Genomic DNA, 18,482 nt, shown 5'->3' with positions numbered 1-18,482 from the left:
CCGGCCCCTTGTTGCCCGGTCCCCCTGCGACGTGCAAGCAATTGACGAAACCGAAGCCGCCCGCCATCACAGGGGCCATGAGCTTTGCATCCCGCCTGACCCGTCATCCCATTCCCTTCGACCCCGATCGCGGGGCCGACGCCTTGGCGCATCTGCCCGATCTGACCCCCGAGCTGCGCCCGTTGATCGAGGGAACAGGGGGGTGCAGCCCTTACCTGCTCAGCCTCATTGGCAAGGAAAAGAACTGGCTGTCCGAGGCGCTGACACAGGACCCGGAGGAAGTGCGCCGGGGACTGTTGCTGGACACGGGCACCATAGGCGCGAGTGATCTGGCCCCCGAGCTGCGTCGGCTGAAACGCCGCGTGGCGCTCTATGCCGCACTGGCTGATCTGGGGGGCGTCTGGCCTCTGGAACAGGTGACCGGCTTGCTCACTGATTTCGCCGATGCCGCCGTTGATGTGGCCATTCGGCGGCTGGTCGCGGCGGAGGCGCGGCGTGGCAAGATCCCCGGCATGACCGAAGAAGACGCGGAAACAGGCGCGGGCATGGTGGCGCTGGCCATGGGCAAGATGGGCGCGGGCGAGCTGAATTACTCGTCCGATATCGACCTCATCGTGTTGTTCGACGAAACCCGGTTTGAGCCGGGCGATGAGATGGAGGCACGGGCAAGCTTCATCAAGGTGACCCGCCGCATGACCTCTGCCCTCGCAGATGTGACCCGCGATGGCTATGTCTTCCGCACCGATCTACGGTTGCGCCCGGATGCATCTGTCACGCCCGTCTGTATCTCGATGGCCGCCGCCGAACGCTACTACGAGGCCGAGGGCCGCAACTGGGAACGCGCGGCCTATATCAAGGCCCGGCCCTGCGCGGGGGATATCGCGGCGGGGGAGCGGTTTCTGAACACCCTCACCCCGTTCGTCTGGCGCAAGCACCTGGATTTTGCCGCCATTCAGGACACCCACGAGATGCGCGAGAAGATTCGCCGTCACAAGGGGCTGCATGGGCCGATCACGCTGGAAGGCCACAATATGAAGCTTGGCGCGGGAGGCATCCGAGAGATCGAGTTCTTTGCCCAGACCCGGCAGATCGTGTCCGGCGGGCGCGACCCGGACCTGCGCTGCCGCGGCACGGTTCCGGCTTTGGCGGCTTTGGCCGAGAAGGGCTGGATCGAGGCGGATGTGCGCGACCGGCTGACCCGGCATTATCGCCTGCATAGAGAGATCGAACACCGCGTTCAGATGATCAATGACGCGCAAACCCATTTGCTGCCCAACTCGGATGAAGGGATCGAGCGGCTGGCGCGGTTCTGTGGTGAGGACGATACAATAGCCTTTCGCACAGTGCTGCGCGACCGGCTGGCTGAGGTTGACCGGCTTTGCGAACCGTTCTTCAAGCCCGAGAAAGCCGAAACCGACCTGCCGGACCTGTCCGAAACCGCCGAGGAAATCGTCGCCCGCTGGCCCGGGTATCCGGCGTTGCGATCAGCGCGGGGGCAGGCGATCTTTGCCCGGTTGAAGCCCGATCTGCTGGCCCGCTTCGCCGCCACCCCTCGCCCCGAAGAGGCGCTTGGCAACTTTGACGGGTTTCTCAGGGGCCTGCCTGCCGGGGTGCAGCTCTTCTCGCTGTTCGAGGCCAACCCGCCGCTTGTCGATCTGATTGTGGATATCTGCGGCACCGCCCCCGGCCTTTCGCGTTACCTGTCGCGCAATTCCGGGGTTCTGGACGCGGTGATCGGTGGAGATTTCTTTGCGGGCTGGCCGGATCGGGACACCCTTTCGGCGCATCTGGAGGCGCAGCTTGAGGGGCAGGATTACGAAGGCGTTCTGAACACCGCCCGCCGCTGGCTGAAGGAATGGCATTTCCGCGTTGGCGTGCATCATCTGCGTGGGCTGATTCATGCCGAGGAAGCAGGCGCAGAGTATTCCATGCTGGCGCAAGTGATCCTGCGGGCGCTCTGGCCGCGCGTCTGCGACGAGGTCGCGCGCCGTCATGGGCCAGCCCCCGGTCGCGGTGGCGCGGTTGTGGCCATGGGCAGCCTTGGGGCCGGGCGGCTGACGGCGGGGTCTGACCTCGACCTTCTGGTGATCTACGATCCAGGCGATGTGGAGTTCACGGACGGGCGCCGCCCGCTCGACCCGCGCGGCTGGTTTGCCAAGGCGACCAAGACGCTGATCACCGCCCTGACCGCGCCGACGGGCGAGGGTAAGCTCTATGACGTGGATATGCGCCTGCGCCCCTCTGGCCGTCAGGGGCCGGTGGCGACGGCGCTCGAAGGCTTCCGCCATTACCAGATGACCGAGGCCTGGACTTGGGAGCATCTGGCGCTGACCCGCGCGCGGCCCGCGGCCGGCGATGCCAGCCTCTGCGCCGATATCGAGGCGATCCGGATGGAGGTTCTGACCACGCCGCGCGATCCGGTGAAGATCGTCGCGGATGCGCAGGACATGCGCGACCGGCTTGCGGCGGCGGGGCGTGTGGGCGAGGGGCTGGATGCCAAGGAAGGCCCCGGACGGATGAAGGACGTGGAACTGCTGGCCGAAACCGCCGCGCTGATTGCCGGTGTGCCCGCCCGCGACGTGGAGGGCCAGTTGGAGGCGGGCGTGTCCATCGGCTGGATCAGTGCGGATGACGCGCGCACCCTTGCTGCGGCCCATCACCTCTATGGCCGCCTGAATCACGCCACGCGGCTCTTGACCGACCGCCGTCTGGATCTGGACGAAATCGGATCGGGCGGGCGCAGCTTTATCGCCCGCGAAGCCGGTGTCGCAGACGGCGCTGAATTGGCCGCGAAAGCCGAGAGCCTGCGTGCCCGTTGTGAGGCTATCATCAACGCAGCGCTGGCCCATCCGCCACGCAGGGAGGAAGCCCGATGAAAGATGCAAGCGACCCCAAGAACCTGATCCGGGAAGCCTACCGGATCGAGGGAATCACCAATGGCGAATGCCGCTCGATCTTCATGGATTGGGCGCTGAGCCTCACGGACCCCGACCCGCTGCCGCATATCCGGACGCTGCTGGACCGCTACCGGACCGATGCGCCGGATCATCCGATGACGGCAGTCCTCGAACAGGGATTGGCCAATCCCCCCGCTGCAAAACGCAGGGGCGGGCGTGCCGGACGGGTCGGGCAGGGCTGAGCGATCAGTCTTTCACCCGCGTCGATTGCGCCCCGCGTTCGCGGTAGGGCGTAGTGTCGTAATGCGCGCGGTAGCATTTGGAAAAATGCGAAGGCGAGGCAAAGCCGCAGGACAGCGCCACGTTGATCACGCTCATATCCGTCTGCATCAACAGGTTGCGCGCCTTTTGCAGGCGCAGTTCCATGTAATAGCGCTTGGGGCTTCGGTTCAGATACCGGCGGAACAGCCGTTCCAGCTGCCGCGTCGACATGCCGACCTCGTGGGCAAGGGTTGACGGGCTGATTGGTTCCTCCAGGTTCTGTTCCATCATCCGGATGACCTGGCTCAGTTTGGGATGTCGCACGCCGATCCGGGTCGGGATCGACAGGCGCTGCGAGTCCTGGTCGGTGCGGATAGAGGTGTAGATCTGCTGATCGGCGATCTGACTGGCCAATTCCTCGCCATGGTCATTGGCCACGATCGTCAGCATAAGGTCGATCGAGGCCGTCCCGCCCGCCGTGGTCATCCGGTTGCCATCAATCACGAAGACCGATTTGGTCAGCTTCACCTCTTCGAATTCCTCGGAAAAGCTGTCCTGGTTTTCCCAGTGGATCGTGGCCCGCTTGCCATCGAGCAGCCCGGCCTTGCCCATGGCATAGGCCCCGGTGCAAAGCGCCGCAATGGTCACCCCGCGCCGGGCCTCGCGGCGCAGCCAGTTGATCAGCTTCTTGGTGGTGGCCTTCTGCACGTCGATGCCGCCGCAAATGACAATCGTGTCCTCGCGGTTGAGCTCTTCGAAATTTATATGCAGCTTGATCCGCGCATAGGAACTGCATTGCACTTCGTCGCCTTCTTCGCCTGCATAGAGGATCTTGTACAGGTCAGCCCCCCCAAGCCGGTTGGCGATCCGCAACGTATCGACCGCCCCGGCGAAGCTGAGCAGGGTGAACTGATCGAGCAATACGAAGATAAAGCGCCGGGGTTGGCGGGGGACGCCATGAAGCAGAGTGACCATTGCGCTATTTCTCCTTTGCGGCCGGATTGGTTTTGCCGCTTTTTCTAGCGAAACCACCATTTTTTGCGTTTCGCAATCCCCTGAAGGGACGAATTTCGCATTGGCCCCCGCTTTTCTCCGCCCTATAAGCAAGGTCTGACACTGACAGGAGTTGCGTTATGGCACAGGCATGGACGAAATCGGATTGGCGCGCGAAGCCGCGGATTCAGATGCCCGACTATCCCGATGCGGAAGCATTGGCAGCGGTCGAGGCTCAACTTGCCAGCTATCCGCCGCTTGTCTTCGCAGGTGAGGCCCGGAAACTGCGCAGCCAGCTTGCCGCCGTTTCGCGCGGCGAGGCGTTCCTTCTGCAAGGCGGGGACTGCGCCGAAAGCTTTGCCGAATTTTCCGCCGATTCCATCCGTGACACCTACAAGGTCATGTTGCAGATGGCCGTGGTGCTGACCTTTGGTGCCAAGGTGCCCGTGGTCAAGGTCGGTCGCATGGCGGGCCAGTTCGCCAAGCCCCGTTCCGCGCCGACCGAAGTCAAGGATGGGGTGGAACTGCCTTCCTACCGTGGCGACATCATCAACGAGCTGGATTTCACCGAAGCCGCCCGTCTTCCGAACCCGCAGAAGATGTTGCAGGCCTATACGCAGGCAGCGGCCACGCTTAACCTACTGCGCGCCTTCAGCCAGGGCGGGTTTGCCGATATCCACCGGGTCCATAGCTGGACGCTCGGTTTTACCGATGCGGATGACGCTGACCGGTATAGGGATATGGCGAACCGGATTTCTGACGCGCTCGATTTCATGACCGCCGCCGGTCTGAACTCGGAAACCGCGCATCAGCTTGGCACCGTGGATTTCTACACCAGCCACGAGGCGCTGCTTCTGGAATACGAAGAGGCGCTGTGCCGGATTGATTCGACCTCTGGCCTGCCGGTGGCAGGGTCCGGCCATATGATCTGGATCGGCGACCGCACCCGCCAGCCCGATGGCGCGCATGTGGAATTTGCTAGCGGCGTGCAGAACCCCATTGGCCTGAAATGCGGCCCTACCACGACCGAGGACGATCTCAAGGTGCTGATGGCCAAGCTGAACCCCAAGAACGAGGCGGGCCGCCTGACCCTGATCGCGCGGTTCGGTGCGGGCAATGTGGGCGATCACCTGCCGCGTCTGATCAAGACGGTTCAGTCCGAGGGTGCGAATGTGGTCTGGTCCTGCGATCCGATGCACGGCAACACGATCAAGGCGGCCTCCGGCTACAAGACCCGGCCCTTCGATTCGGTGCTGCGCGAGGTGCAGGAGTTCTTCGCGATCCATCGCGCCGAGGGCACTGTGCCCGGTGGTGTGCATTTCGAGATGACCGGCAAGGACGTGACCGAATGCACCGGCGGTGTGCGGGCGGTGACGGATGAGGACCTGTCCGACCGTTACCACACGGCCTGTGACCCGCGTCTCAACGCCTCGCAATCGCTGGAACTGGCCTTCCTCGTCGCCGAAGAACTGAGCCGCGATGGCCGCAAGGCAGCCGCAGCGGCGGGTTGAGACAAGGTTAACGCCTGAACTGAAACGCCCCGGAGCCTGATCGGTTCCGGGGCGTTGTCGTTAACCATGTCACCTGGAGCTGGCTCGGATCGAGGTTAACGAACCTGGTATGGGGTCAGCTCAATCCACCCTGAACCAGCCGCAAGGTCGGGCGCTTTTGAAACGGTCGGGCTGGTTCGGCGGATTGACCGGGTTGGATCGGGGTCGCGCCAGTGCTGTCAGGGCGGCCGGCCAGACGTGTCAGGCTTTGATGGCGAATGCGGAAGCGGCGTGGCGGAAGGCCGACCAGCCCGTCGGTGACCAGCACGCCTAGCGCGCGGCTGATCCGTCCCTCCGGTCCAGTGAGCGGCATCAGGCACATGCGGCCTTCCAGAACCGCCCGGCCCTGCGCGTCGGACACAAGCTCCAGATCCAGAACAGCGGGGTCGGAGAAAACCTGAAAGACCCTTTCCATCAAGCGTTTACGGTCCGGGATTTCGAAGAACGCCCGCAAGGGCATACCCCGGACATCCATCCCCATCGTGTGATGAAGATGCTGACCGGCCAGCCGAAACCGTACCGCATCGGGGCGCGGACATTCCAGCAGGAAGGCATTGGGCAATGCCGGGGCCAGTGCCTGAGGGTCCAGATCGGCACGCCGGGGAATGCCGCCATTGCGCCGGAGGCTGGTCCAATGGGTCATGACGGTGCCTACAACCGATCCCATCTGATGATCCTTGCGGTGCCAAAGCGGCACCACGTTTCGTGGCTGTTCCGAACAGGTTTTCATCTTGCACTCCTGCACTCACGCCCCCGAAACGACCCTGCCCGGCGTTGGCGTCGCACCCTGACTTGTGTTAACGCTGAACCGGAGATCCTTACCCAACCCTTAATAACATCCGGACAATTCGACGAGCAGGGGGGAAAAGCTTAAGTGGTTAATTCGATGACGGGATATGCCGCTCGCGATGTGGCGTCTGACGGGATCTTGCGCAGTTGGGAATTGCGCAGCGTCAATGGCCGAGGTCTGGATATGCGGCTGCGTCTGCCGGACCGGTTGGGACGGCTCGATATCATGCTGCGCGAACGGCTGAAGAAAGCCATCGCCCGCGGTTCGGTGACGCTGAATCTGCGGATCAGCAAGGAAGACGTCGGCGCGGCAGCCTCCATAGACGAAGCGGCCTTGCTGGCCTCTCTGTCGGCTCTGTCCCATGTGCAGCGCAGCGCCGAGGCGCAGGGCCTGCCCGTCGGCCCCGTCGATCCCGCCCGCATCCTGACCCTGCCCGGTGTCATGGCCAGCGGCGCGGCGGAGGAGAATTTTCCGTCCGATGAAACCCTGCTGGCGGAGTTCGACGAGTTGCTGGCAGCCTTCCTGGCCTCGCGCGCGGAGGAAGGGGCGGCTTTGCGCCAGACGCTCAGCGACCAGATCGACGCGATGGACCCTTTGGTTGCACAGGCCGCCGCGCAGGCCGAAGCCCGAAAAGGCACGGCAGCGGACCGGCTGGCGGAGAATTTGCGGAAGATCCTGAACACCGCCGACGGGATGGACCCGGACCGTCTGGCGCAGGAACTGGCTCTGCAGGCGGTCAAATCCGATGTGACCGAAGAGATTGATCGTCTGGCAAATGCCCATATCCCGGCGGCTCGCGCGCTGCTGGAGGCCGATGGCCCGGTCGGGCGGCGCTTCGATTTCCTGATGCAGGAGTTCAACCGAGAGGCCAATACGCTCTGCTCGAAATCCAGCGACGCGGCGCTGACCCAGACCGGCCTTGACCTCAAGGTCGCGATTGATCAGATGCGCGAGCAGGTTCAGAACGTGGAGTGACCATGCCCCAGACCGACAGCCGCCGTGGCCTTCTTATCATCCTGTCCTCGCCCTCGGGCGCGGGAAAATCGACGCTGGCCAAGCGGTTGATGGACTGGGATCCCTCCCTGAGCTTCTCGGTTTCCGCCACCACGCGCGCGGCGCGACCGGGCGAGGTGGATGGGAAGGACTATCATTTCCTCAGTGAATCCGCCTTCAAGGACATGGTACGGGACGGCGCGATGCTGGAACACGCCCATGTCTTCGGTAATTTCTACGGCTCGCCCATGGCGCCGGTGAAAAAGGCCATCGACAGCGGCTGCGACGTGCTCTTTGACATAGACTGGCAGGGGGCGCAGCAGATAAAGACCAGCGCCTTGCGCGACCATGTGCTGTCGATCTTCGTGCTGCCGCCATCCATCGCGGAACTGCGCCGCCGTCTGGTCAGCCGGGGGCAGGACGCGCCCGAGGTGATCCAGAAGCGGATGCAAAAAAGCTGGGACGAGATCAGCCATTGGGATGGTTATGATTACGTGCTGGTCAACGACGATCTGGACGTGACCTTCGAGCGGTTGAAAACCATTGTCAGCGCCGAACGTCTGCGCCAGCCGCAGCAACCGGGGCTGGTGGGCTTCGTGCGCGGGCTGCAATCCGAATTTCAGGAGGATGAACAGTGATTTACGCCCTTGATGGTGTTGCGCCCGAGATCGCGGAGGATACCTGGGTCGCCCCCGATGCGAACGTGATCGGCCGGGTGGTGCTGGAAGAGGGCGCCTCGGTCTGGTTCGGCAGCACCCTGCGCGGAGACAACGAGGAAATCCGAATCGGCGCAGGGTCAAACGTGCAGGAAAACTGCGTCTTCCATACCGATCCCGGCTGTCCGTTGCAGATCGGGGCGAATTGCACCATCGGTCACAAGGCCATGCTGCATGGATGCACCATCGGCGATGGCAGCCTGATCGGCATGGGGGCCACGGTGTTGAACGGGGCGAAGATCGGCAAAGGCTGCCTGATCGGGGCCGGGGCGCTGATCACCGAAAACAAGGAGATCCCCAATTTCTCGCTGGTCATGGGCGCACCGGGCAAGGTGGTGCGGCAGCTTGATGAGGCGGCACAGGCCGGGCTGCTGGCCTCGGCCGAGCATTACCGGCAGAATATGCGCCGATTCCGGGCGGGACTGGTCGCCTTGGGCTAGGCCCGGGTTAGGCTCAGCGTGAATTGCTGTCCATCCGGGGACAGCGATAAAAGGGCGCGTCTTCCGCTGATTGTGGCCTCCTTGGCCAGCAAGGCGAATTGGACGCGAGAGGGCGGCGGCAGTAGGTCAGATGATATCGGTTGCTCCAGAACCTGCCAGAACTCCGCGTCGATGGACAGCTTGCGACCCTCGCCCGAGATGTCCCACTCCTCGCCGTCGCGCTGAACCGTCAGGATGCCCCCAAGCGGAAGAGCCGTCTCGGCACAGTTGAGCAGCAGGAAAGCGAGCTTCGCGTCCTGCCGGGGCAGATCGCCCGTCACCTGCCACTCCACCGACAGCCGACCGCCGCCATAGATCGCGGTCACGATCTCGCGCAATTCACGTTCCGACAGGGTTTCGCCAGCCCGCGCTGCACCGAAGGCCACGCGGAAGAAGCGGATGCGCGCCATGGCGTCCTCGATCGCGGACCCGATCAGGTCAAGTTCAGGCGTGCGCGGGGTTCCGGACAGGCCAATCAGCTCCATCCCGTTGGAAATCGCTGACAGCGGGTTTACAAGGTCATGGCAGAGCCGCGACCCCACCAGTTCGGCAAGATCCGGCACGGGGAAATCATGGCGATCATCCATCACGAAAGGCCCCCTGAAATGGTCAATGATCTCAACGCGATGCTGGAACCTGGCATGTTGGTGCGCCACCCCGGCCAGCCTGATTGGGGGCTGGGGCAGGTGCAATCGAATATCGCGGGCCGGATCACAGTGAATTTCGAGAATGCCGGAAAGGTGGTGATCAATGGCGAACGGGTGGGCCTTGTCATCGAGTTCTGATCTCCTCGGATCTTCTGCCCGATAACGCTAGCCCGCGTGCGGTTAACAGTTTCCTAACGGGTCGGGCTTGAGGTTGCATTGGCCCGGTCAATCGCTTACCTCGCGCGCAGGTTTCTTGGCGGGCGGCCCATGGTGATTGACGACACCCAGCTTGAACTGCGTCTGGCCCGAGGCGAGGCCGATCTGAGGCTTGCACAGGCCCTGCGCTACGAGGTGTTCATCCGGGAACTGGGCGGCGATGGCGACCTCGTGGATCACGCAAACGGGCTGGAGGCGGACAGGTTCGATCCGTACTTCGACCATCTGATGCTGCTGGATCGGTCGCGGCAGGGCAATCAATGCATTGGCGTCTACCGTGTGATGCGAGAAGATCAGGCCGCCGCGGCAGGCCAGTTCTATTGCGATGATGAATATGATCTGACGGTTCTGAAACAGGGTCCGCTCAGGCTGCTGGAACTGGGGCGGTCCTGTGTGCACGCCGATTATCGCGGCGGCACGGCGATGCTGCATCTGTGGAACGGGCTGGCGGCCTATGTGGAGGATCACGGGATCGACCTGATGTTCGGCGTCGCATCCTTCCATGGAACCGATGCCGCTGCCTTTGCTGCGCCCTTGTCGTTGCTGCATCACCGCTACCTTGCCCCTGCTGACATCCGCGTTCGCGCGCGCGAGGACAGTTTTCAGCGCATGGACCTGATCGCCGAACCCGATCTGGACCGGGTCGCCGCCGCCCGCGCGATACCTGCGCTGATCAAGGGCTATCTCAAGATGGGCGGGTTCGTGGGCGAGGGGGCCTATATTGACCGGCCCTTCAACACCACTGATATCTGCTTGCTGATGGATGTGAAGCGGGTGTCGCAGAAGCAGTTCGGCCTCTATGCCAAAGGGGCGCGGCGGTGACGATCTGGGATGATGGCGAGCTGCCGGTGGACAGCCCCATTACTCTTGCCGGGTGGCTGAGGGCCGGTCGCAGGGGCGTGCCGGTTTTCCTGCTTCTTCTGGTCTGCTTTCCGCTGCTTCTGATCCTGCGGGTGCCGGAGAAATGGATTTGGGGCTATCGTCGCCCGATAACCCCATGGATCACGCAATTCGTTTGTATTTCAACCTGTTGGATGATGGGTTTGAAGCGTTATGTGAGCGGTTTGCCAAGTCCGCAACGCGGGGCCTATGTGGCAAATCATTCCAGTTGGCTCGACATATTCGTGCTGAACGCGTCCAAGCGCATCTACTTCGTTGCCAAGTCCGAGGTGCACGGCTGGCCCGGCATCGGCTGGCTGGCGCGGGGCACCGGCACGGTGTTCATCCGCCGCGACCGGCGCGAGGCAAAGCGACAGCAGGAGGTGTTCGAGGACCGGCTGCGGGCAGGCCACCACCTGTTGTTTTTCCCGGAAGGCACCAGCACCGACGGACAAAGGGTTCTGCCCTTCAAGACGACGCTTTTCGCGGCCTTCACCACCGAGACCTTGCGCGAGTTCCTGACCGTTCAGCCCATCACCCTGCGCTATCATGCGCCCCAGGGAGAAGACCCGAGGTTCTACGGATGGTGGGGCGAGATGGGCTTCGGCTATGGGCTGCTCAAGGTGCTGGCCGTCCGGCGGCAGGGGCGCGTCGACGTGATCTACCATCCGCCGCTAAGGGTCTCGGACTTCCCTGATCGTAAATCCCTTGCGGCAGCCTGCGAACAAGCCGTCCGGCAGGGGTTCACCGAAGCGGCGCGGTAAGGGCGTTCAGCGCGGCCAGCGGATCCTCCGCCTTCCAGATCTCCTGCCCGATGGCGAAGAAATCCGTGACCGGGGCCAGCTGCGCCACCAGATCGACGGTCAACGCACCTTCCGCCACCACGGGCAGCTCGATCATCTGCGACCACCAGGCGAAAAGGTCATGTTCGGCGCGGGTGCCGTCGCCAAGGGGGCTGTCGCCCACGGGACCGAACGAGATATAGTCAGCGCCCACTTCGCCTGCCGTCATCCCCTCATGGGTGGAGGCACCGCAGAACGCGCCGACAATGGGATCGGCCCCCAACTCCTTGCGGGCCTTGCGGACGGACCGGGCGGCATCGGTCAGGTGAACCCCGTCAAGCCCGAGCCGTTCCACCATGCCCAGATGCTTTTCGATCACAATCGGCACGTCCCGCTCATGGGCAATGACGCGCAGCGCATCGGCGGCGCGGGCCACTTCATCGGCGTCGGTCGAGGCATGGGCCAGCCGCAGGCAGGCGATCTCGACCCCGTCCAGAACGGCGGCGAGCCTCGGCGCGAAGGCGTCGATTTCGAAGGCGGGCGGCGTGATCAGGTAGATCTGCGGCTGCTCGGGGGCGTCCTGGGGCATGGGTCTGTCCTTCGTCTAGGCTGGCGCGGTGATAGCCGGTCGCCGCGTCGGGAACAATGGGGCGCTTGCATCGCGGCCCCCCCGGATTTATGCGGCAGCCCATGGAAGCCAAGCATCCCCAACCCGCCTTCATCCTCGTGCGCCCGCAGATGGGCGAAAACATCGGTGCCGCCGCGCGGGCGATGTGGAATTTCGGGCTGGACCACATGCGCGTGATTGCTCCGCGCGATGGCTGGCCCAATGAACGCGCCGTTGCGCTGGCCAGCGGGGCGGGGCGGCTGCTGGACAATGCGGGGCTGTTCCAGACCACGGCTGAAGCCATGCGCGATTGCACCTATGTATTTGCCACCACGGCCCGGCAGCGGGGGCTGACAAAACCCATTGTGACGCCCGAACGCGCGATGGAACAGGCCCGTGCGATCCATGCGGAAGGCGGCAAGGTGGGGGTGCTGTTCGGTCCCGAACGGGCGGGGCTGGAAAATGAGGATATCGTGCAGGCCAACGCGATCATCTCGGTCCCCGTGAACCCTGATTTTGCCTCGCTCAACCTGGGCCAATGCGTGCTGCTGACCGCCTATGAATGGCGCCGCGCAACCGAAGAGATCGTGGCGGAAGTGATGGAACTGGCCGGGACAGAATTTGCAAGCGGTCTAGAGGTCGAGAAACTCGGCGACCATTTCGAGGAGCGTCTGAATGATGCCGGGTTCTTCTTCCCCGAGGCCAAGGCCGACAGCATGCGGCTCAACCTGCGCAACATGTGGTCGCGCCTGCCGCTCACGCGCGCGGATGTGCAGACTTTGCATGGCGTCCTGCGCCAGATGGTGCGCTGGAAGGAACGCGGCTGACCCGCGACGCATTGCCGTGGCGCTTGATCCTCCCGTGGGGCGGGGCTAGGTCTGGCGGGATGGAAATGGGAGCCCGAGGCATGAGCGGACGCAGTATCTTCGAAGAGGTCACCGAAACCCAGAAACCCGCCGCGACGCCGGGCGCTTTGACGGCGGGCCGGGGCAGGGGGCGCGGCTTTGCGCGGGTCTGGCTGATGGTGCTTTTCGCGATGGTCGTGGTGATGATCGCCGTGGGCGGGCTTACCCGGCTGACCGACTCGGGGCTTTCCATCACCGAATGGGCCCCGATTTCGGGCGCGGTGCCCCCTTTGAATGAGGCCGATTGGCAGGCGGAATTCGAGGCTTATCAGCAGACCGATGAATACCGGCTGCAAAACGCGGGCATGAGCCTGGCCGAGTTCCAGTACATCTACTGGTGGGAATGGGGCCACCGGCAGCTTGGCCGGACCATCGGCCTTGTCTGGGCGCTCGGCTTTGCCTTCATGCTGGCGACCAGCCGGATGCCCACAGGCTGGACCGGACGCTTCCTGCTGCTTGGCGCGCTTGGCGGCGCGCAGGGGGCGATTGGCTGGTGGATGGTGCATTCCGGGCTGCAGGAGGGGATGCTCGATGTGGCCTCCTACCGGCTGGCGACGCATCTGGGGCTGGCCTTCCTGATCCTGGCGCTCATAGCCTGGTATGTGCTGCGCCTCATGCGTGACGAGGCGGAGCTGATGCAGGCCCGCCGAAATATGGACCGCAAGATCAAGGGGATGGTGACGGGGCTGTTGCACCTGTCCTTTGTGCAGATCCTCCTCGGGGCGCTCGTGGCCGGGATTGACGCAGGCCGCATGTTCCCCGACTGGCCGCTGATGTCAGGCGGTTTCTTCCCGCCAGATATGTGGCAGATCGAGCCGCTATGGCGGAACTTCTTCGAAAACGCGGGCACCGTGCAGTTCATACACCGGATCGTGGGCTATGTGCTGGTGCTGATGGCGATCGGCATTCTCATGGCCGCCCGCAAATCCGCCAATCGCAGCGTCAGGGGCGCGGCGCAGGTGGCGGCGGCGATGATCTTCGTGCAGGCGGTGCTGGGGATTGTCACGGTGATGCATTCCTCGCCGCTGGCGCTGGCGCTGCTGCACCAGTTGGGCGCGGTCGTGACCATTGTGCTGATCCTGCGCGCGCGCTTCACCGCGATGCATCCCCATGCCCAATCCGTAAGAGGGGCCTGAGATGTGCGCCTATGACGATCTGATCGCCTACCAGAAAGACACGCAGGCCCTGTCAGAGGTGATGGGCCGTCTTGGCTGGGACCAGGAAACCATGATGCCGCGCGGGGCCGCCGATCAGCGGGCCGAGGAAATGGCGGCGATGGAAAGCGTACTGCATGCACGTCGCACCGATCCCTGTGTGGGCGACTGGCTGGACCGGGCGGAGGCCGTGGATGATGTGGCGCGCGCCAATTTGCGGCTGATCCGCCGGGAATATGACCGCGCCACCAAGGTGCCAGCCGATCTGGCCAAGGCACTGGCCAAGGCCACGTCGCGCGCGCAAGGCATCTGGGCCGAGGCGCGGGGGAATGAAGACGTGGCGGCCTTTCTGCCAACGCTCACCGAAATTCTGCGGCTGCGCCGCGAAGAGGCGGCAGCCATCGCAGGGGACTCAGACCCCTATGATGCGCTTTTACAGGACTACGAGCCGGGGATCACCGGTGCCGAGCTTGAGGCGCTGTTTTCCCGGATGCGCCCGCGGCTGGTGGATCTGCGCGGGCGCATCCTGTCCTCGGGCTATGACCCCGAACCGCTGACGGGCCATTTCCCGGAAGCCGCGCAACTGGCCCTGTCCGCAGATCTGGCGACAGTCTTCGGCTATGACTTCGACCGTGGCCGCATCGACAAGGCGGTGCATCCGTTCAGCTCCGGGTCCGGTCACGATGCGCGGATCACGACGCGGGTGGATGAAAGCGAACCCTTCGGCTGTCTCTATTCCACCATCCACGAGGTCGGCCACGCCTGTTATGAGCTCAATATCGACGACGCCTATCTCCTGACCATCCTCGGCGGTGGCGTGTCCATGGGCGTGCATGAAAGCCAGAGCCGGTCCTATGAGAACCAGATGGGCCGCAGCCGTGCCTTCACCGGTTGGCTTTTCGGCAAGATGAACGAGACCTTTGGCGATCTGAACGTAAAGGATGCCGATGCTTTCCACGCGGCCGTGAACCGGGTCCAGTCGGGCTATATCCGCACCGAGGCCGACGAGGTTCACTACAACCTGCATATCCTGCTGCGATTCGATCTGGAACGGGCGTTGATCACAGGCGATCTGCAAGTGGCCGATCTGGAAGCCGCCTGGAATGACCGCTTTGCCGCCGATTTCGGTGTGGCGGTCGATAAGCCCTCGAACGGGATGTTGCAGGATGTGCATTGGTCGGTGGGGCTCTTTGGCTATTTTCCGACCTACACGCTTGGCAATGTCTATGCGGGCTGCCTGTTCCAGACGCTGCGCAACGATCTTCCGAACGTGGATGCGCAGATGGCCCAGGGCGATCTGAGCGGCGCGACCGGCTGGATGGCGCAGAACCTGCAAACGCATGGCGGGCTTTACGAGCCGCGCGATGTGGTGGAACGCGCCGCCCGCGCACCGGTCAGCGAAGCGCCGCTTCTCGATTATCTCGACGCCAAGTTCGGCGCGATTTACGGGGTTTAGCATGGGGGTGCGGCCAGATCAGGCCGCACGCGGCCCGGCGGTCTGGATGCTGGCGGTTGGCCAGACGCTCAGCTACGCCTGCCTCTACTACATTTTTGCCGCCCTCATCTTAAGCTGGGAGGCCGATCTTGGCTGGGACCGGGCTTTGCTGGCCACCGGGCCGTTCCTGTCCATCGTGATTGCCGCAGTGCTGGCCCCGTTCGCCGGACGGCTGGTGGATCTTGGCAAAGGGCCCGAGGCGATGGTGGCTGGCGCGCTGATCGGGGCCGGGGCGTTGGTGGTGCTGGCGCTCAGTCAGACCCCGACGGCGTATCTTGGCGCATGGGCCCTGATCGGGCTCGCCCAATCCGTCACGCTTTATGAAACCTGTTTTGCCTTCCTGATCCGCCGCTTGGGCGCACATGCGCGGGTGGCGATTGTCCGGGTCACGCTGGTCGCGGGCTTTGCCTCGACTTTGGCCTTTCCGGCGGGTGCGACGCTCAGTGCCTCCATCGGCTGGCGCGGGGCGGTCTGGGTGGCGGCGGGGGTGATGGTATTCGGCCTGGTGCCACTCTTCGCCATCGCGGGACGGATGCTGCGCCGGGTGGAGGGCGCGTCGGATACGAAAGATGCTGACAGGGGGGCCTTGGGACGGGCGTTGCGCACAGTCAGCTTCTGGGTTCTGGCGGTCGTCCTGTCGCTTGTCTCGCTCAATCACTGGATGCTGATCCAATATGCCGTGCCGATCTTCGTTGAACAGGGCGCGAGCCAGCCGCTTGCGGTGTTCGCGGCCTCTACCGTTGGACCCGCTCAGGTGGCCGGACGACTGGTCCTGATGCGATACGAGGCGCGGATCGGTAACGCGGCAGCCACCCGCATTACCTTTCTGGCCATGGTCGCGGGCACGCTGGCGCTGTTTCTGGCGGGCGTTCAGCCCTGGCTGATTTTCGCCTTTACCGCCATTCAGGGCGGCGCAATCGGGGTCATGACCATCCTGCGTCCGGTGCTGATCTCCGAGGTCATGGGACCGGCGGGTTATGGTGCCATTGCGGGCACGATCCAGATCCCTGCAATCATGGCAGGAGCAGTTGCCCCGGTTCTGGGGGCCTTCATGCTGGAAGGCTTCGGTGTGCCCGGTCTGCTTGGCCTCTCGCTTCTGGTTCTGATGGTCAGCCTTTGGATGCTGGCCATCTTGCTAAGGCGATTGGATTGACCTCAGCCCGGCTGTGTCCAGTCCGGGGCACGCTTTTCGATGAACGCGTCGATGCCCTCGGCGGTGTCGTCATCCAGCATGTTTTCCACCATCACGGCGCCGGTGTAGTCATAGGCCTGGGCGAGGCTCATCTGGATCTGGTCGTAGAAGGCGCGCTTGCCGATCCTGACGGCGCTGCCAAGCTTGTCGGCCACGGTCTGCGCCATGTCCATCACCTCCTCCTCCAGCCGGTCCGCATGGACCGATCGGTTGATCAGCCCGAGTGCCTCGGCCCGGTCGGCCAGAATGAAACGGCCCGTGGTCAGCATCTCCATCGCCTGTTTGCGTGGGATATTGCGGGATAGAGCCACCATTGGCGTTGAACAAAAGAGCCCGATATTGACACCGTTCACCCCGAACCGCGTATCATCGGCAGCAACGGCCATATCGCAGGACGCCACCAACTGACAGCCTGCCGCCGTGGCAATACCGTGGACCTGGGCAATCACCGGCTGCGGCAGGCGGGGGATCATCTGCATGATCTCTCCGCAGCGGTTGAAGAGGTCGCGCAGAGCCGCCGCGCCCTTGTCGGGGGCCTGCCGCTTGGCGCGCATTTCCTTCAGATCATGGCCCGCGCAGAACGCCTTGCCAGTGCCGCGCAGCACCACAACGCGCTGCGTCTCCGATCCCATCAGATTGGTGAATTCCGCTTTCAGCCGCGCCAGCATCGCGTCCGACAGCGCATTCAGCGCGCCGGGCATGTTCAGCGTCAGCCGGGTGATGGGGCCAAGGTCCTCGCGGATAAGAATATCCTGTGACGTAGCGTCCGACATCTGGCCCTCCCTTGCCAATTGCATTCAAGACACCGAATGCTAGGCCGAAAGAGGGAGGAGGGGCAATGGCACTGGCCATGGACAAATCCGCGCTATCCGCGTTCCTGCAAACGGAATTCGCGCAAGTTGCAGACGACTTCACCATCGAAGAAGTCAGAGAGATGGGCATCCTCGTGCGGCTCAAGGTCGATGAGCGGCACCTGCGCCCCGGCGGCACCGTATCCGGGCCGTCGATGTTCGCGCTGGCCGATGTCTCGATCTATCTGGCGGTGCTTGCGATGATCGGTCCCAAGGCACTGGCGGTCACCACCAATATCTCGATGGATTTCATGCGCAAACCCGCCGCCGCGACCGACCTGTTGTGCGATTGCCGCCTGCTGAAACTGGGCAAGACACTGGCCGTGGGCGATTGTCTGATCCGGTCCGACGGCATGGAGGCCCCGGTGGCCCGCGCTTCGATGACCTACGCGATTCCGCCCGACCGCTGAGCGAGCCAGACGGAATGGCCGTGGAATTCCGCGTCTTCCGGGCGGAACCAGAGAACCTCGAACCCATGCGCGGCCAGGAGTGCGCGATAGACATCCGGCGACAGGCTGACATGGATCACCGGTTCCGGTCCGACCTGTCCCATGGCCTCACTATCCTCGGGGCCGGTTGTCAGCAAAAGCCGAGCGCCGGGGGCGGCATGGGTTGCGAAGACCGGCAACATGGCGCGTTGATCCTCGCGCGACAGGTGAAAGAAACTGTCCCACGCGACGATCACGTCAAATCGGTGACCCAGTGACAGTCCGCGCATATCGGCGAGAACCGCTCTTGCGCCGGGAAGGTTGCCCCGGAAATGGTCCAGCATGCGCTTTGACCCGTCCACGCCTGTCACGGCGCAGCGCTGATCCGTGAACCAGCGGGCTATCGGCAGCCCCGACCCGCAGCCCAGATCAAGCACCGTCGCGTCCTTCTGACCGTCCAGAGCTGACGTCAAAGCGCCGAGCTCGAACAGGGACGTGTTGCGCGTTTCGGCCCAGTGGCCGGCCACCCGGTCATAGGCGGGAAGGATGTCGTTGTAGTCCATGCCTTATCCTGCGCCAACCTACGCCCGGCAGAAACCCCTTTCGAGCGCGAATTCCCGCCGCTTGCGCGGCGTTGCTTTTGACCC

Annotated in this window: 20 protein-coding genes; 14 read left to right on the top strand and 6 right to left on the bottom strand. The window is 63.8% G+C overall.

Annotated elements, in window-relative coordinates; translation table 11 throughout:
* Positions 1-77 precede the first annotated feature (77 nt).
* Both ACOOEX_RS09965 and ACOOEX_RS09960 read left to right on the top strand, forming a co-directional pair.
* Positions 78-2,876, top strand: a complete 2,799-nt coding sequence (locus tag ACOOEX_RS09965; RefSeq protein WP_420398244.1) for a glutamine-synthetase adenylyltransferase — start codon at positions 78-80, stop codon at positions 2,874-2,876.
* On the top strand, positions 2,873-3,139 hold the full coding sequence (locus ACOOEX_RS09960) for a hypothetical protein (RefSeq protein WP_420398243.1): 267 nt from the start codon (positions 2,873-2,875) through the stop codon (positions 3,137-3,139). Before ACOOEX_RS09965 ends, ACOOEX_RS09960 begins: the two co-directional genes overlap by 4 nt.
* Positions 3,140-3,143: 4 nt before the next feature.
* Here the strand turns inward: ACOOEX_RS09960 and ACOOEX_RS09955 are convergent, their stop codons facing one another.
* Positions 3,144-4,133, bottom strand: a complete 990-nt coding sequence (locus ACOOEX_RS09955) for a GlxA family transcriptional regulator (RefSeq protein WP_420398242.1) — start codon at positions 4,131-4,133, stop codon at positions 3,144-3,146.
* Positions 4,134-4,291: 158 nt separating this feature from the next.
* Here ACOOEX_RS09955 and ACOOEX_RS09950 point away from each other — a divergent pair, with 158 nt between their 5' ends.
* A complete protein-coding gene (locus ACOOEX_RS09950; RefSeq protein WP_420398241.1) occupies positions 4,292-5,662 on the top strand; it encodes a class II 3-deoxy-7-phosphoheptulonate synthase in 1,371 nt (456 codons plus the stop codon).
* A gap of 115 nt (positions 5,663-5,777) precedes the next feature.
* Here the strand turns inward: ACOOEX_RS09950 and ACOOEX_RS09945 are convergent, their stop codons facing one another.
* A complete protein-coding gene (locus ACOOEX_RS09945; protein WP_420398240.1) occupies positions 5,778-6,431 on the bottom strand; it encodes a PAS domain-containing protein in 654 nt (217 codons plus the stop codon).
* A 144-nt stretch (positions 6,432-6,575) separates the two neighbouring features.
* Here ACOOEX_RS09945 and ACOOEX_RS09940 point away from each other — a divergent pair, with 144 nt between their 5' ends.
* The 3 genes from ACOOEX_RS09940 to ACOOEX_RS09930 are packed head-to-tail and all read left to right on the top strand — an operon-like array spanning position 6,576 to position 8,640.
* The gene (locus ACOOEX_RS09940; RefSeq protein ID WP_420398239.1) at positions 6,576-7,466 is read left to right on the top strand and encodes a YicC/YloC family endoribonuclease; all 891 of its coding nucleotides are present in this window, start codon (positions 6,576-6,578) and stop codon (positions 7,464-7,466) included.
* Positions 7,467-7,468: 2 nt separating this feature from the next.
* Complete coding sequence (gene gmk, locus ACOOEX_RS09935) at positions 7,469-8,122, top strand: guanylate kinase (protein WP_420398238.1); 654 nt, start codon at positions 7,469-7,471, stop codon at positions 8,120-8,122.
* Positions 8,119-8,640 carry a gamma carbonic anhydrase family protein gene (locus ACOOEX_RS09930; RefSeq protein WP_420398237.1) on the top strand — a complete coding sequence of 174 codons (522 nt, stop codon included), beginning with the start codon at positions 8,119-8,121 and terminating at the stop codon, positions 8,638-8,640. Before gmk ends, ACOOEX_RS09930 begins: the two co-directional genes overlap by 4 nt.
* Here the strand turns inward: ACOOEX_RS09930 and ACOOEX_RS09925 are convergent.
* Positions 8,637-9,266 (bottom strand): histidine phosphotransferase family protein, encoded by a 630-nt coding sequence (locus ACOOEX_RS09925; RefSeq protein WP_420398236.1) that lies wholly within the window; start codon positions 9,264-9,266, stop codon positions 8,637-8,639. The two genes, ACOOEX_RS09930 and ACOOEX_RS09925, sit on opposite strands and share 4 nt — an antisense overlap.
* Between ACOOEX_RS09925 and ACOOEX_RS09920 the strand changes: the two genes are divergently transcribed.
* From ACOOEX_RS09920 to ACOOEX_RS09910, 3 genes are all read left to right on the top strand, one after another.
* A complete protein-coding gene (locus ACOOEX_RS09920) occupies positions 9,252-9,464 on the top strand; it encodes a DUF3553 domain-containing protein (RefSeq protein WP_306044200.1) in 213 nt (70 codons plus the stop codon). The genes ACOOEX_RS09925 and ACOOEX_RS09920 overlap by 15 nt on opposite strands.
* A gap of 129 nt (positions 9,465-9,593) precedes the next feature.
* Positions 9,594-10,364 (top strand): GNAT family N-acetyltransferase, encoded by a 771-nt coding sequence (locus ACOOEX_RS09915; protein WP_420398235.1) that lies wholly within the window; start codon positions 9,594-9,596, stop codon positions 10,362-10,364.
* Complete coding sequence (locus ACOOEX_RS09910) at positions 10,361-11,185, top strand: lysophospholipid acyltransferase family protein (RefSeq protein WP_420398234.1); 825 nt, start codon at positions 10,361-10,363, stop codon at positions 11,183-11,185. The genes ACOOEX_RS09915 and ACOOEX_RS09910 overlap by 4 nt, the downstream gene beginning before the upstream one ends.
* Here ACOOEX_RS09910 and ACOOEX_RS09905 read toward each other — a convergent pair.
* On the bottom strand, positions 11,166-11,792 hold the full coding sequence (locus ACOOEX_RS09905) for a thiamine phosphate synthase (RefSeq protein ID WP_420398233.1): 627 nt from the start codon (positions 11,790-11,792) through the stop codon (positions 11,166-11,168). The two genes, ACOOEX_RS09910 and ACOOEX_RS09905, sit on opposite strands and share 20 nt — an antisense overlap.
* A gap of 101 nt (positions 11,793-11,893) precedes the next feature.
* Between ACOOEX_RS09905 and ACOOEX_RS09900 the strand changes: the two genes are divergently transcribed.
* The 4 genes from ACOOEX_RS09900 (at position 11,894) to ACOOEX_RS09885 (ending at position 16,517) form a co-directional block, all read left to right on the top strand.
* Positions 11,894-12,637: an RNA methyltransferase gene (locus ACOOEX_RS09900; RefSeq protein ID WP_420398232.1), complete on the top strand. Its 744-nt coding sequence runs from the start codon at positions 11,894-11,896 to the stop codon at positions 12,635-12,637.
* 80 nt (positions 12,638-12,717) lie between these two features.
* Entirely contained in the window at positions 12,718-13,851 is a 1,134-nt protein-coding gene (ctaA, locus tag ACOOEX_RS09895) for a heme A synthase (RefSeq protein ID WP_420398231.1), read from the top strand.
* A 1-nt stretch (position 13,852) separates the two neighbouring features.
* Positions 13,853-15,325 (top strand): carboxypeptidase M32, encoded by a 1,473-nt coding sequence (locus ACOOEX_RS09890; protein WP_420398230.1) that lies wholly within the window; start codon positions 13,853-13,855, stop codon positions 15,323-15,325.
* A 1-nt stretch (position 15,326) separates the two neighbouring features.
* Positions 15,327-16,517 carry an MFS transporter gene (locus tag ACOOEX_RS09885; RefSeq protein WP_420398229.1) on the top strand — a complete coding sequence of 397 codons (1,191 nt, stop codon included), beginning with the start codon at positions 15,327-15,329 and terminating at the stop codon, positions 16,515-16,517.
* Positions 16,518-16,519: 2 nt separating this feature from the next.
* Here the strand turns inward: ACOOEX_RS09885 and ACOOEX_RS09880 are convergent, their stop codons facing one another.
* The gene (locus tag ACOOEX_RS09880; RefSeq protein WP_420398228.1) at positions 16,520-17,329 is read right to left on the bottom strand and encodes an enoyl-CoA hydratase; all 810 of its coding nucleotides are present in this window, start codon (positions 17,327-17,329) and stop codon (positions 16,520-16,522) included.
* 65 nt (positions 17,330-17,394) lie between these two features.
* Between ACOOEX_RS09880 and ACOOEX_RS09875 the strand changes: the two genes are divergently transcribed.
* On the top strand, positions 17,395-17,817 hold the full coding sequence (locus tag ACOOEX_RS09875) for a PaaI family thioesterase (protein ID WP_420398227.1): 423 nt from the start codon (positions 17,395-17,397) through the stop codon (positions 17,815-17,817).
* Here the strand turns inward: ACOOEX_RS09875 and ACOOEX_RS09870 are convergent.
* Positions 17,793-18,398, bottom strand: a complete 606-nt coding sequence (locus ACOOEX_RS09870) for a class I SAM-dependent methyltransferase (RefSeq protein WP_420398226.1) — start codon at positions 18,396-18,398, stop codon at positions 17,793-17,795. The genes ACOOEX_RS09875 and ACOOEX_RS09870 overlap by 25 nt on opposite strands.
* Positions 18,399-18,482 lie beyond the last annotated feature (84 nt).

It is taken from the genome of Nioella sp. (assembly GCF_965215655.1).
Taxonomy (GTDB): Bacteria; Pseudomonadota; Alphaproteobacteria; order Rhodobacterales; family Rhodobacteraceae; genus Nioella.
Note: the sequence above shows the minus strand (reverse complement) of the source record. Positions and strands in the feature narration are given on the sequence as shown.